This window comes from Agrobacterium sp. 22-210-1 (assembly GCF_053522525.1).
This window is the reverse complement of record NZ_JBNWCI010000001.1, coordinates 617,081-630,542: the sequence shown is the minus strand read 5'-3', so window position 1 is coordinate 630,542 and position 13,462 is coordinate 617,081. Positions and strand designations below refer to the sequence as shown.

The following is a 13,462-nucleotide window of genomic DNA, read 5'->3' as shown; positions in this document are numbered from 1 at the left end:
GTAATAAGGTTTAAAACGATGACAGACGGGGAAGGCTGAGACAGCCTCCCCCGCAAGCAATCGCAAGATTACTTAACGTCAACCTTGGCGCCTGCGTCCTCAAGCTTCTTCTTGAGATCAGCAGCTTCAGCCTTGGAAACGGCTTCCTTGACAGCCTTCGGAGCGCCTTCAACGAGGTCCTTGGCTTCCTTCAGGCCGAGGCCCGTGATAGCGCGAACTTCCTTGATGACGTTGATCTTGTTGGCGCCAGCGTCAACCAGGATCACGTCGAATTCAGTCTTTTCTTCTTCAGCGGCAGCAGCAACGCCAGCACCGCCAGCAGCAGCAACAGCTACCGGAGCAGCAGCGGAAACGCCCCACTTTTCTTCAAGAAGCTTCGACAGTTCTGCAGCTTCCAGAACGGTCAGGGTGGAGAGGTCTTCAACGATCTTTGCGAGATCAGCCATTTTGATAGTTCCTTTTGTTCAGTTCGAACCAGTTTGAATAATTACAGCGAAAAACCGCCTTAAGCGGCTTCGTCCTTCTTGGCGTAAGCCGAAAACACGCGTGCAAGCTGGCTTGCAGGTGCGGCAACAACCGTAGCGACGCGAGTTGCCGGGGCATTGAGAAGGCCCAGCAGCTTTGCGCGCAGCTCGTCCAGCGAAGGCAGGGTCGCAAGCGACTTGACTGCTTCGGCGTTGAGCGTGGTTGCGCCCATGGAACCGCCGAGAACAACGACTTTATCGTTGGCCTTTGCGAAGTCCATGACGACTTTCGGAGCGATCATCGGGTCGACGCTGTATGCAATCAGCGTCTGGCCCTTGAAGAGATTTGTCATCCCTTCCGACTCCGTGCCCTGAAGAGCGATCTTGGCCAGGCGGTTCTTCGCGACCTTGACGGTGCCTCCGGCAGCGCGCATTTTCGAACGGAAGTCGTTCATCTGCGCAACGGTGACACCAGCATAGTGGGCCACGACAACCGAACCGGAAGCCTTGAAGACTTCGTTCAGCTCCGTGACGAATTCGCGTTTTTCCGCTCTTTCCACTGTCTGTCTCCAGTAGACGGGACCACATGATTGTGAACCCGTCGGGTTTGCCTTTGCCCCAGGGGACCTTTTTACAAAGATCCCGAGCGACGCTCGAGGATCCTGTCCCCCGCTCTGTCGCCGCAAACGGCTTCAGGCACAGGCACACCAGGTTCGAACCGGACAGTCAGACATCCTCAGATGTCTCAAATCCAGCCTCACCCGTCTCATGCAGGTTGAATGATTAAGGCCAGATCCCGAAAGACATGGCCACCCGCAATCTCGGACAGGAGTTCCGGGTTTCCCCGGAAATCTCCGGCTCCCTGAGAGCCGGAAATTCTTTTAGTCACACGCCCGAAGGACGCGCGAGAATTGATTAAGCCGTAACCGACGAAGGGTCGATCTTGACGCCCGGACCCATGGTCGAGGAGATGGCAACGCGCTTGACGTAGTTGCCCTTGGCACCCGTCGGCTTTGCCTTGACGACCGCATCGGCGAAAGCCTTGATGTTTTCTTCAAGAGCCTTGGCGTCGAACGAAGCCTTGCCGATGCCGGCATGCACGATACCAGCCTTTTCGACGCGGAACTCGACAGCGCCGCCCTTGGACGCCTTGACGGCGCCGGCAACATCCATCGTCACCGTACCGACCTTCGGGTTCGGCATCATGCCGCGCGGGCCGAGTACCTTGCCGAGACGGCCGACGAGCGGCATCATGTCCGGGGTCGCGATGCAACGATCGAAGTCGATCTTGCCGCCCTGAACGATTTCAACCAGTTCTTCCGCGCCGACAACGTCAGCGCCGGCAGCCGTGGCTTCATCAGCCTTGACGCCACGGGCGAAAACGGCGACGCGAACGTCACGGCCGGTGCCGTTCGGCAGGTTGACAACGCCACGAACCATCTGGTCCGCATGGCGCGGGTCAACGCCGAGGTTCATCGAAACTTCAACGGTTTCGTCGAACTTGGCAACCGCACGTTCCTTGACCATCGAAATGGCGTCGGTGAGAACGTAGAGCTTGTTGGGATCCACGCCTTCGCGGATCTTCTGAATGCGCTTTGCTACCTTGGCCATGATCAACCTACCACTTCCAGGCCCATGGCGCGGGCGGAGCCCTCAACCATTGCCATTGCGCCTTCGATATCGGCTGCGTTCAGATCCTTCATCTTGGCTTCAGCGATCGTCTTGACCTGAGCCTTGGTGATGGAGCCGACCTTGGCGCCCTTGCCAGGCGTCTTGGAACCGGAGGTGATCTTAGCTTCCTTCTTCAACCAATAGGTCATCGGCGGCTGCTTCATGACGAAGGTGAAGGACTTGTCCTGGTAATAGGTGATGACGACCGGGATCGGCATACCCTTTTCCATTTCCTGCGTGGCGGCATTGAACGCCTTGCAGAATTCCATGATGTTAATGCCACGCTGACCAAGTGCCGGACCGATCGGCGGGGACGGATTGGCCGACCCAGCCTTTACCTGCAACTTGAGCTGGCCTGCAACTTTCTTAGCCATATCTCTCTGCCTTTCAATTCAAACCGGTTACCCGGCTTCTCTCTAGCCGGATCGCTCCGGCGGCTGCGGTTGCGTGGTGCGGCGCCCTGCCCCGGCTTAAGAGCCAGATTGCCTTCCACGCGCTTGGGGCTTCACCCCTCCAATCAGACCTTCTCGACCTGATTGTATTCCAGCTCGACCGGCGTAGCGCGGCCGAAAATCGAAACTTCCACCTTCAGGCGCGAACGCTCTTCGTCGACATCCTGAACCACGCCGTTGAACGACGCGAACGGACCGTCGGAAACGCGAACCTGCTCGCCGATCTCGAACGAAACCGAAGACTTCGGACGCTCGACACCTTCCTGAACCTGACCGAGAATACGATCGGCTTCATAATCGGGAATCGGAACAGGCTTATTGTCCGAACCGAGGAAACCGGTAACCTTCGGCGTGTTCTTGATGAGGTGATAGGCCTCATCCGTCAGGTTGGCGCGCACCAGCACGTAACCCGGAAAGAACTTGCGCTCGCTATCAACCTTACGGCCGCGACGCACCTCGACAACCTTTTCGGTCGGCACGAGGATTTTCTCGAAAAGATGATCAAGGCCCTTCTGGCGAGCCTTTTCCTCGATCGACTCGGCGACCTTCTTTTCGAAATTCGAATATGCGTGAACGATATACCAGCGTGCTGCCATTTTTATTCTCCGTTCAATCCTTTGACCGTGCCGTTACCGGCCTACGTTCAGCACGAGGCTGAGCAGCCAGCCGATGAGCTGGTCCGCAGCAAAGAAGAACAGAGCCGCAAAAATGACCATCACCAGCACCATAGCCGTCGAAATCATGGTCTCGCGGCGCGACGGCCAAGTAATTTTTGACGCTTCGGCGCGAACCTGCTGCAGAAACGTAAACGGATTGGTTTTGGATGCCATTGACTGCCCACGCAATTACGGCGCGTAAAGCCGAACTAATCAGCCCCACGCACCGCGTGTCTGTTTTGACCTACATAAACACCGATTCCACTTTTAACAAGAGGAAATCGACATTCCGCGAAATTCGCCGGAAATCCGGCACCCATCTGCCATGCAGCGAAGATCGCGCTTGCGAATGGAAAGTGGCAGGGGCAGTAAGGCTCGAACTTACGACCTGCGGTTTTGGAGACCGCCGCTCTACCAACTGAGCTATACCCCTTCATCACCGTAACCGGCCGCGAAAATCGCTTGGCCAGTTCGATATGCGTTCCTTTAAGGCCCTGAAAAAAGAATGGCAAGCGCTTTTTGCCGGCTTTCAGAAGTTTATACCGCCCCTCGCGCTGTCGTCGGGCCATAACCCCTGAGCCTTCGGCACCCCACACCCCACACATCCGCGATCGAACAGGCGTTACGCCCACAAATGAAGCCCTGCCCGCACAAGAGGGCTAGGACTCAGGCATCTTATCCGTCGCCGCCACGCTTTGTTTTTCACGATGTTTGCGCCTTTGATGAGCCACGCGCCGATCGACGGAACGGCGCCATTTTCTGAGCGTCGCCACCGAGAAAAATCGATTCGCACCCTTTAATACCCCTGCCAGACCGCCAGCAGACTTGCTGCCATAATTGCTGCGGCCGAAACCGGAGTGATTGACGTGCGTATCCGCCAGCCATGCCATGATTGCACCAAGGTCTTTATAATAGAGACTGATTTCCGCTTCGGTGGCAAATCCGGCATAGCCATGGGGCAGTTTCTGGTAATCGGCGAAACGCTTCAGGGTCGGATTGAACGTGAAGCTATGCCAGACCCGATGCGCAGCGGGCGGTATCTTCCAGTAGCCAATGTCATTCGATATTTTGGAAAGCCGGCGAACATCTTCCGGCATGTCCTCGTGCGTCCTTAGCTGGACGAGGGCAACCTGCGGGTCTCGCCTGAGTATCTCCAGCCCCCTCGCCACGGTCCCCGGCACCGGAAAGGTCCAATCATCTTCAAGATGCAAAATATAGGACGTGCTGACCTCAGCATAGGCCTTGTCTATCGAGCGATGCTGACCGAGATTGACGCCGTTTAAAATTACCCGCACCGGCTGGTCGGGATATCTTGCCGGAAGATCAAGGACCGACTCGTCACCGGAATCCTCGATGATGATAAACTCGCGCAGCGGGTAATCGTTCGTCGCGAAAAATGCGTCAACCGTCGCAATAAGCAGATCCGGGCGTCGGCAACTCGTCAGCACTACAGTAAGATCAGACATCTTATAATCTTGAATTTAGACAGCATTTACGCGGAATGGAATCTCCCGCCCGAATAGAAAATAATGATGCCTGGGCTCGGAACACCGAGCCGAAAATGAGCTGCAATAAACATGCAATAAAAATGTCATCTATTACGCCTCCACCCAGATGCGCAGGCATTATAGTTATGAGATCAAGTAACCATAACACCCCGGCAGATACGCCTAAAAAAAATTACTTATATTTTCAAGTTCACGTCGGCCAAAATCGAATTTTTCAACAAAAAAAAGCGGCGACACCAATGGTGCCGCCGCTTTCTGAAATCATACATGCATCACCGGTATTTCTACCGGCAATTATTACTCGACGATCGAAGCAACGATGCCGGCGCCGACGGTACGGCCGCCTTCGCGGATAGCGAAGCGCAGCTTTTCTTCCATCGCGATCGGAACGATCAGCTCGACTTCAACCGTGACATTGTCGCCAGGCATAACCATTTCCGTGCCTTCCGGCAGTGAAACGATGCCAGTCACATCCGTCGTGCGGAAGTAGAACTGCGGGCGGTAGTTCGTGAAGAACGGCGTATGACGGCCGCCTTCTTCCTTCGTCAGGATGTAGGCTTCTGCCATGAACTTCTTGTGCGGCTTGACCGAACCCGGCTTGCACAGGATCTGGCCACGCTCAACGCCGTCACGGGTAACGCCGCGAACGAGAGCACCGATGTTGTCGCCAGCCTGGCCCTGATCGAGCAGCTTGCGGAACATTTCAACGCCGGTAACCGTCGTCTTCGAGGTCGGACGAATGCCGACGATTTCGACTTCTTCACCAACCTTGACGATACCGCGCTCAACGCGACCCGTCACAACCGTACCACGGCCGGAGATCGAGAACACGTCTTCGATCGGCATCAGGAACGGCTGGTCGATCGGACGCTCAGGCGTCGGGATGTAGGCGTCAACAGCGGCCATCAGCTCGCGGATCGCGTCTTCACCGATCTTCTTGTCAGAATCTTCAAGAGCAGCAAGTGCCGAACCCTTGATGATCGGAATATCGTCGCCCGGGAAGTCGTAGGACGACAGAAGTTCGCGAACTTCAAGCTCGACGAGCTCGAGAAGCTCGGCGTCGTCAACCTGGTCGACCTTGTTGAGGAACACGACGATTGCCGGAACGCCAACCTGACGGGCAAGCAGGATGTGCTCGCGGGTCTGCGGCATCGGGCCGTCGGCAGCCGAGCAAACCAGGATCGCGCCGTCCATCTGGGCAGCACCGGTGATCATGTTCTTCACGTAGTCGGCGTGGCCGGGGCAGTCGACGTGCGCGTAGTGACGGGCAGGCGTCTCATATTCAACGTGTGCCGTCGAAATCGTGATACCACGGGCCTTTTCTTCAGGCGCGGCGTCGATCTGGTCATACGCCTTGAATTCGCCGAAGAACTTCGTGATCGCGGCCGTCAGCGACGTCTTGCCATGGTCAACGTGACCGATCGTGCCAATGTTGACGTGCGGCTTATTGCGCTCAAACTTGCTCTTTGCCATGTGAATTGCTTCCTGTGAACGTGAAGTAGTTTCCCCGGCGAACCGGTTTGGTGTCGCCGTTTAAGGCTTTGTAAGCGAATGCGCAAGACTTAATTGTGAAAGCGCCTGCGCACGCGCTTCAAGCGTGCCCCGAGGCCCGCATATGGTGTGTTGTTTGCGACATTTAAACCCTTGGAAGGATGACATCGACGCAAGCCGCGGCGAGCGCCTTTCTGCTATTCTCGATCACTAATTAAGATATTTCCATCACAACTTCTTTACCTGCACCGCCATGATGGCTTAAGGACAGTCCATCGCCGGGGGGAGACGGGCGATCGCAATGCGGCGCCGGGCGCGCCATCCCATGCATATCTCGATCCGTCGCTTCCCCCGCGGCCTTTCTATCCGTTTCAGGACCATCCCATGGAAATCTTCACAGCCGCCGGTTTCACGGCATTCTTACAGGTCATTGCGATCGATCTCGTTCTGGCGGGCGACAATGCCATCGTCATCGGCCTTGCCGCTGCGGGGCTTCCCGCCCATCTTCGCCGCAAGGCAATCCTGGTGGGCATCATCGCCGCCACCGTTCTGCGCATCGCCTTTGCCGCCGTCACCGTGCAGCTTCTCGCCATTGTCGGCCTGCAATTGTTCGGCGGCCTGCTGCTCGCCTGGGTATGCTGGAAGATGTGGTCCGAACTGCGCGAGGCCGCCGGCTCCATCGAAGACGAGGTGACCGACGAAGAAGCCGACCTGACCAAAGGCCACAAGACCTTCTTTCAGGCCGCAACCCAGATCGTCATCGCCGATGTCTCCATGTCGCTGGACAACGTTCTGGCTGTTGCCGGCGCCGCACAGGAACATGTGACGGTACTGGTGATCGGCCTCATCGTCTCGATCGCTCTCATGGGGCTTGCCGCCAACTTCGTCGCCAAGCTGCTGCACCGCTATCGCTGGATTTCCTATCTCGGCCTGATTGTCATCATCTATGTGGCACTTAACATGCTCTATCACGGCGTGATCGAAGTCTTGCCCTATATCAAGGCCTATCTGGGCTGAGCCGCCCCGCAGCAACGCCATTTGAAAGGCCCGGAAACGTAAAGGTTTCCGGGCCTTTTTTACGAGCTGACGAGCACGGCGAACTTCTTCAAAAAACCATTTCGACCAACCGGCAGGCACACCTCAAGAATCATCAGGTTCAACCGCTGCAACATCCGGGCAAGGCAGGGAAATCGTAATTTCTTGCCTATGGATTCTGGCAATTGAGGTCAGCCACAAGCAAGCCCAGGGAGCTAGTAATAAGTCATAATAATAAAAAGAAAGGTAAAGCTGCCAATGGCTTATGACTGGAGCGGCGGTCGTACCCGCCGCCTTCGAAGGATGAAACTCGGCGTTGTCGCAAGCTCCCTCATCCTTCTCGCGCTGCTGGCGTCGCTCGTTCTCGTCTGAACGCGCCGCAAGCGCAGACCAACACTGACCGGCGGCATGGCAAGGTTTCATAACCGCCCTGCCGCCGCTCCTTTAAGGGCAGCCGTCGGCGATCAGGACTTCTTCTTTTCCACGCAATGAACCGGCTTCTTCATCTCGGGATCGGCCATTAGATCGTATAGATCGGCCTCATCGCCCTTCGACCACCAGACATGGACGCCGCCCTGATATCTGGCCCCTGAGCCTGAAATGACATTTGCGGCAACGATGACGCCATCCTTCAGTCCCAGCCGCACGAGGCTGATGTCGCCGGCATTGAAATAGACTGCCTCCACCGTGTCGGCGGCGCATTGATAGACAGTCTCGACCTTCTCGATCGTCGTGTCCTTCGGAAGCGGAATCATCAGATCATCCGCCAGGGCGGCGGAAGCGACCGGCGACGACAAGATTGCAAGACACGTGACGGCGATGGATTTTTTCATGATGACCCTTTCCTGATCCGGTCGAAACATAAGGTCACGACAGCAAAGCCAAAATTGGGCGGACCATTCCTGGCCTTTTGGAATTTGCGGCAACATGAATGACGGGAGACATATCGCAGCTTATCGACGACGCGCGTCTACCCGCCCGTCAGTTCGTGCCGGAAGACACCCCCGGTGCCCTTATCGATACATCCAATAAGCGACACCAAGAATCACCGCCCACATCATCAATGATATGGCCAGCACCGCGAGATAGTTTCGAAATCGTCTGGTCATCCGCCCACATTGCCGGTCGGCCGTCACGGGACAGCTCTCACCGTTGAATTGCTGGATGCGGGTCGAACCGCAGGATCAACTCTTTCTACCAAGATACTGAATCACGGACTATTCACAGATTTTACCCGCCCGAAAACGGGGTTGCCCAAGGGCCCGGATGTCCCTCCCCGCCACGCCTGACCATTGGGGGCATTGCCCCACCTCTGTCCCGTCTGGCGATGGACGGCGCGTGAACACAACCCCGCCATTGCCGGCAGGGTTTGCAAAAGAGATAAAGGCGCACAACTCCGGAGAAAGTTCAAACACGCCCTCCCCGGCTGAAACGGTATCCCGCCTGCCGATATGATTTTGGAATCAGTCTGATGGTCGGGCGACGGCAGTCCGCCGCCGCCCTGCCCCATATCAGCTCTTCAGCGCCGTGTTACACAGGCTCCAGTAGCCGCCGCCCTTCTGGATCCACTTCAGATCGCCGAGCGTGCCGTCATCCTTGTTCTTGTGATAGGAGTCGACACAGGTCTTCAGGCGAGCCTTGCCGGGCGTCTCGCTTGAATATTTCTTATCGACAGCACTCGGGAAAGCGACACCCTTCGGGGCCTTTGTCGTCGCTTTTGCGGGTTCCTTGTCTGTGGTGGCCGCGACCTGCTTATCGTCAGCCGCATCCTCGGCCGCCGCCTCACTGCCGCAGAACTTGGCGCGATAGTCGTTCCACTTGACGTCCTTGGCCGACCCGTCGGCTTTCGCCGCCTGATATTTCACGCTGCACTCCTTCATGGTGAGTGCGGCTGCGGGGGAGACGAACGCTGCCGATGCCAGCAGCGCAAAGGATGAGAGAATGACAACCCTGTTAAACATTGAAGACTCCCGTTTGCATGATTGCCGGCCGACTATCCGACCGGATTTTCCGCTTGTCAACGAGCAGTGCGGGAAGGACGCAAAGTCGAATTGACGGGAAATGAAACCTGCTCACGCGACACGGCATCGTCCTGGTGAAGACGGCGTCATGCCGCCTCACATTTTGCGCGTGGACGCGTAATGCCCAACAGCCCCGGAAGCAGCCGGTCCAATCCCGCCGCTCCACCTTTCCGCCAGTCTCGAAGAATCACGTATTCGTGTGACGTCAACCCTCTCACGGAACGAATTTCCTAAATTTTCGTTAGCATCCCAAACGAATAACGAGGATTTATCGATGTTGAGGATGCCGAAGACTATCTCCGCACTCGCTCTTGGCGTCGCATTATCTGGCGCTTCCGTCATACCAGCCCATGCGCTGAGCCTCATACAGCCGGCCTATGAACCGCCGGAACAGGCGCAGAATTCGAACCAGCACAGCTACCCCGCATCCGCCTTCGCCGCGGGAAAGGGTGAGGAAGCCACCTCCAATGGTTACGCCCTGTCGCAGGCGGAGATAAACCATGTCAAATGGTGTGCGGCGCGATACACGTCCTACCATCCGACCGACAACAGCTATATGGCACCTGCGGGTACACGCACGCAGTGTCTTTCCCCCTATTGATCCGACTTAGAGAACAGCGATTTTAAATGGTGGGTGGCACCCAACACGTTTGCGGCAAACGCATATCTGTCTGATCACTCGTCTTCCGGTATGAAGCCGCCGATCTGGCGCTTCCAGAGCCGCGCAAACAGCCCGTCCCGCTCGACCAGTTCCTCCGGCCGCCCCTCTTCGACGATTCGGCCGTGATCCAGCACGATGATCCGATCCATTCTCGCAATGGTCGACAGGCGGTGCGCGATCGCGATCACCGTTTTGCCTTCCATCACCAGGTTGAGCTTTTCCTGAATGGCGGCTTCGGATTCGCTATCCAGCGCGGATGTCGCTTCGTCGAGGATCAGAATGGGTGCATCTTTCAAAAGCATGCGGGCAATGGCGACCCGCTGGCGCTGTCCGCCGGAAAGCTTGATGCCGCGGTCCCCGACAAACGCCTGATATCCCTTGCGCCCTTCGCTATCAGCGAGGTCAGCAATAAAACCATCCGCCTTCGCAACTTTCGCCACCTGCTCGATATCCTCGAGCGTCGCCTCCGGTCGGCCGTAGCGAATATTGTCGCCAACCGACCGGTGCAGCAACGCCACATCCTGGGCAATCACCCCGATATTGCGGCGCAGGCTCGTCTGCGAGACATCGCGGATATCCTGACCGTCGATGCGAATGGCACCACCCTGAATGTCGTAAAACCGCAGGAGCAGATTGACCAGCGTCGTTTTTCCCGCGCCGGAAAGGCCCACGAGCCCGACCTTCTCTCCCCCGCGCACCGTCAGCGACAGGTCGTCAATCACCGGCTTTCCAGCCTTGTAGGCAAAGCGGATATGGTCGAAATCGATGTTCCCATTCGGAACGCTGAGCTCGGCAGCACCGGCCCTGTCGGTGATGGTCGGCGGCGTCGTCATGACAGGCATGGCGTCCTTGATGGTGCCGATCGCCTGGAATATCTGCTGGCCCATTTGCAGGAAGGTGAATGTGTGACCCGACAGCCGCTGCAATATATAGACGGCGCCGACAAATTCTCCGACCGTGATGAAGCCCTTCACCAGACCGGAAAAACCCACCGACAGGATTGCCAGCCATAACGCCATGTTGAGCGCCACGACAACCAGTTCGGACGCGCGGTAGACACGCTGCTCCCTGTGCTGCGTCTGCACCGCCTTGTTCAGGATACGGCGGATTGCGCCCGCCTCGCTGTCTTCAGCGGCAAATTGCTTGATCATCTGCATATTGCTGTAGAGATCGGTGATCGCACCCGAGACAAGGCTCTTCTGCTTGGCCGAACGACGCGACCGCTCCGTGAAGACGGGAGCCAGTTTAACGGCGAGCCCCACATTCAGCACGATCCAGATGAACACCGGCAGCGCCAGCTGCCAGGATAGTGTGGCCAGCAGAACCAGAGAGCCGACCATCTGCAGCAGGAAGCGCGGTCCGGTCTGGAAGGCATTGATGATCTGCTGCTGAACCGCCGACGAGACCTGTGAAAGACGCGAAGCGACCTGCCCGGCATAAAGCTCATGGAAAAATGCGAGATCCTGCCGCTCCACGGCCTTGTGGCCCTGCCACTGGATGGCCGCCGGCATCGCAATGCCGAGCGTGTGCGAATTGAGCGTATTGAGAAGAAACGACGCTATCGGCATGGCAGGGAAGATCAGCAGCCCGAGGACTGCGAGCAGCCGCCATTCATGACGCAGGAAAACCTCCGCGCCCTGCGCCGTCACGCCATCGACGATGACGGACAATCCCCAGATGATGGAGAGGTTGATGGCTTCCACCGCCATGGACGACAAGGCGAGAGCAATGAGGACGCCACGAAACATCGAAATGAAATGCAGCAGCACCGCCACGGGGCCTTTCGACGGCAACGGGCGGAAGGGAATCTCGAGTGGCCGTATCAATGTCTCGAAAGGGCGAAAAATCGTATCTGAAATCGACATGGGCCTCTCGGATCACAGCTTGGTATCGACGGGGAGGAATCAGTTACGCGCCCGGCATGGAACCATGACCGGCCTTTGACCTCAATTACAAAGAATGGCGGACGCCGCCTTCGCGGCAAAGCGCTCAAACATGGCGTCAAATCTACAGATGACGCCATGACGGCCTGGTGGCCGAGATTCCGATGCAGATATCGGCAGGCTCGACAGGTAAGATGATTGCGGGCGAACACCGTTTCGCTTCGGCACAGGCGAGGCAAAACGCTGTGAAATCAGCGCTTAATCGACGTCATGGATTTTTTTGGGAGAATAGCTGGAGCGGGTAGCGGGAATCGAACCCGCGTATTCAGCTTGGAAGGCTGCTGCTCTACCATTGAGCTATACCCGCGGTGGTGATTTCGATCCGTGCAGAATGGTGGAGGGAGTTGGATTTGAACCAACGTAGGCGTAGCCAACGGATTTACAGTCCGTCCCCTTTAACCACTCGGGCATCCCTCCAGCGTTCTGCTAGGATCGAGCTACCAAGCTCTTTAAGATTTCGCTGCGGCGAAGCGCCGTTGCGTCGTCTGTGGCGCGTATATGACGGCCTCGTTCGTTTCTGTCAACACGCCCTTTCACGAATTTTCGGGAAAAAATTCAAACATCTTTACAGCCCTGTGGATTATCGCGGGGGCTGGTGTGCGCCTCTTTGCGGAGATATAAGGCGCCATGAGCAAAGACGATCCCAACAACAAATCCACCCGCGATACGCACTACGCCACCCTGCGCCGCGCCGTACGCGACGCCAAGCGCGAAAGGGGCGAAATCCCCACTCCGCCGCAGCAGCGGCGCAGGAACCGCGATGCGGACGACTGGAAGCCCCCGCAGCTTGCGCCGGATCAGGTGCATCTTTACGGCCTGCATACCGTGCGTGCCGCTCTCGCCAATCCCGAACGGCAGATCGTCAAGCTCTCCGTCACCCAGAATGCTCTTGCGCGTCTGGATATCGGCGAGGCGGACGCCCAGCCCTTCCCGGTCGAGATGGTTTCCCCGCAGGATATCGACAAGGTGCTCGGCCCCGAGGCGATCCATCAGGGCGTGATGCTGGAAACGAAGCCACTGCCGGTCAAGAGGCTCGGCGCGCTGAAGGACAGCCCGCTCGTCCTCGTGCTCGATCAGGTCACCGATCCACACAATGTCGGCGCCATCATGCGCTCGGCGGTCGCCTTCAACGCCGGCGCCGTCATCACCACAATGCGCCATAGCCCGACCGAGTCAGGCGTATTGGCAAAATCCGCCTCAGGCGCGCTGGAACTCATTCCCTATATCCAGGTCACCAATCTGGCCGATGCTCTGGGCGAGCTGCACAAGCTCGGCTTCTTTTCGGTTGGGCTGGATTCGGAAGGTCCCGCCCCCATCGAACAGACCTTCAGCGGCGCAAAAGTCGCGCTGGTGCTGGGAGCCGAAGGCAAGGGCCTGCGCCAGAAGACTCGCGAAACGGTCTCGGCGCTCGCCCGTCTCGATATGCCCGGCGAGATCAAATCGCTTAATGTGTCGAATGCGGCGGCCATCGCCCTTTACGCAACGCAGCAATTTCTGGGCAAAGCGTCGGCCTGACGCTTTCCCTTCCTTGCGAAATCCCAAAGCGCAACGCATGCTGCG

The 13,462-nt window shown here is 57.4% G+C and carries 14 protein-coding genes and 3 tRNA genes; 3 read left to right on the top strand and 14 right to left on the bottom strand.

Features of this window, described 5'->3' with window-relative positions:
- Positions 1 to 68: 68 nt before the first annotated feature.
- From rplL to tuf, 9 genes are all read right to left on the bottom strand, one after another.
- Entirely contained in the window at positions 69 to 446 is a 378-nt protein-coding gene (gene rplL / locus ACQZ5F_RS03130) for a 50S ribosomal protein L7/L12 (RefSeq protein WP_046798159.1), read from the bottom strand.
- Positions 447 to 505: 59 nt separating this feature from the next.
- Positions 506 to 1,024: a 50S ribosomal protein L10 gene (gene rplJ, locus ACQZ5F_RS03125; protein WP_046798158.1), complete on the bottom strand. Its 519-nt coding sequence runs from the start codon at positions 1,022 to 1,024 to the stop codon at positions 506 to 508.
- A gap of 355 nt (positions 1,025 to 1,379) precedes the next feature.
- A complete protein-coding gene (gene rplA, locus ACQZ5F_RS03120; protein ID WP_046798157.1) occupies positions 1,380 to 2,075 on the bottom strand; it encodes a 50S ribosomal protein L1 in 696 nt (231 codons plus the stop codon).
- Between the two features lie 2 nt (positions 2,076 to 2,077).
- Entirely contained in the window at positions 2,078 to 2,509 is a 432-nt protein-coding gene (gene rplK, locus ACQZ5F_RS03115; protein WP_027677153.1) for a 50S ribosomal protein L11, read from the bottom strand.
- 143 nt (positions 2,510 to 2,652) lie between these two features.
- Positions 2,653 to 3,183 carry a transcription termination/antitermination protein NusG gene (gene nusG, locus ACQZ5F_RS03110; RefSeq protein ID WP_046798156.1) on the bottom strand — a complete coding sequence of 177 codons (531 nt, stop codon included), beginning with the start codon at positions 3,181 to 3,183 and terminating at the stop codon, positions 2,653 to 2,655.
- A 33-nt stretch (positions 3,184 to 3,216) separates the two neighbouring features.
- A complete protein-coding gene (gene secE, locus ACQZ5F_RS03105; RefSeq protein WP_003523719.1) occupies positions 3,217 to 3,417 on the bottom strand; it encodes a preprotein translocase subunit SecE in 201 nt (66 codons plus the stop codon).
- A 183-nt stretch (positions 3,418 to 3,600) separates the two neighbouring features.
- A tRNA-Trp gene (locus ACQZ5F_RS03100) sits at positions 3,601 to 3,676 on the bottom strand.
- 226 nt (positions 3,677 to 3,902) lie between these two features.
- Positions 3,903 to 4,709 (bottom strand): glycosyltransferase family 2 protein, encoded by an 807-nt coding sequence (locus tag ACQZ5F_RS03095; RefSeq protein WP_225339188.1) that lies wholly within the window; start codon positions 4,707 to 4,709, stop codon positions 3,903 to 3,905.
- A gap of 339 nt (positions 4,710 to 5,048) precedes the next feature.
- Positions 5,049 to 6,224: an elongation factor Tu gene (gene tuf, locus ACQZ5F_RS03090; protein ID WP_003507684.1), complete on the bottom strand. Its 1,176-nt coding sequence runs from the start codon at positions 6,222 to 6,224 to the stop codon at positions 5,049 to 5,051.
- Between the two features lie 402 nt (positions 6,225 to 6,626).
- On the opposite strand from tuf, the gene ACQZ5F_RS03085 reads away from it, so the two are divergent.
- A complete protein-coding gene (locus ACQZ5F_RS03085) occupies positions 6,627 to 7,259 on the top strand; it encodes a TerC family protein (RefSeq protein WP_046798154.1) in 633 nt (210 codons plus the stop codon).
- Between the two features lie 482 nt (positions 7,260 to 7,741).
- Here the strand turns inward: ACQZ5F_RS03085 and ACQZ5F_RS03080 are convergent, their stop codons facing one another.
- Positions 7,742 to 8,110 (bottom strand): MliC family protein, encoded by a 369-nt coding sequence (locus ACQZ5F_RS03080; RefSeq protein WP_046798437.1) that lies wholly within the window; start codon positions 8,108 to 8,110, stop codon positions 7,742 to 7,744.
- Between the two features lie 678 nt (positions 8,111 to 8,788).
- Positions 8,789 to 9,238 carry a hypothetical protein gene (locus ACQZ5F_RS03075; protein ID WP_046798153.1) on the bottom strand — a complete coding sequence of 150 codons (450 nt, stop codon included), beginning with the start codon at positions 9,236 to 9,238 and terminating at the stop codon, positions 8,789 to 8,791.
- A gap of 334 nt (positions 9,239 to 9,572) precedes the next feature.
- Here ACQZ5F_RS03075 and ACQZ5F_RS03070 point away from each other — a divergent pair, with 334 nt between their 5' ends.
- On the top strand, positions 9,573 to 9,899 hold the full coding sequence (locus tag ACQZ5F_RS03070) for a BA14K family protein (protein WP_046798152.1): 327 nt from the start codon (positions 9,573 to 9,575) through the stop codon (positions 9,897 to 9,899).
- A 74-nt stretch (positions 9,900 to 9,973) separates the two neighbouring features.
- Here ACQZ5F_RS03070 and ACQZ5F_RS03065 read toward each other — a convergent pair whose 3' ends face one another.
- The 3 genes from ACQZ5F_RS03065 to ACQZ5F_RS03055 all read right to left on the bottom strand — a co-directional run bounded on the left by ACQZ5F_RS03065 (position 9,974) and on the right by ACQZ5F_RS03055 (position 12,319).
- Positions 9,974 to 11,824, bottom strand: a complete 1,851-nt coding sequence (locus tag ACQZ5F_RS03065) for an ABC transporter ATP-binding protein (protein ID WP_448730976.1) — start codon at positions 11,822 to 11,824, stop codon at positions 9,974 to 9,976.
- A 311-nt stretch (positions 11,825 to 12,135) separates the two neighbouring features.
- Positions 12,136 to 12,209: transfer RNA gene (locus tag ACQZ5F_RS03060), tRNA-Gly, on the bottom strand.
- 25 nt (positions 12,210 to 12,234) lie between these two features.
- A tRNA-Tyr gene (locus ACQZ5F_RS03055) sits at positions 12,235 to 12,319 on the bottom strand.
- 210 nt (positions 12,320 to 12,529) lie between these two features.
- Between ACQZ5F_RS03055 and rlmB the strand changes: the two genes are divergently transcribed.
- Positions 12,530 to 13,417, top strand: a complete 888-nt coding sequence (gene rlmB, locus ACQZ5F_RS03050) for a 23S rRNA (guanosine(2251)-2'-O)-methyltransferase RlmB (RefSeq protein WP_448730977.1) — start codon at positions 12,530 to 12,532, stop codon at positions 13,415 to 13,417.
- Positions 13,418 to 13,462 lie beyond the last annotated feature (45 nt).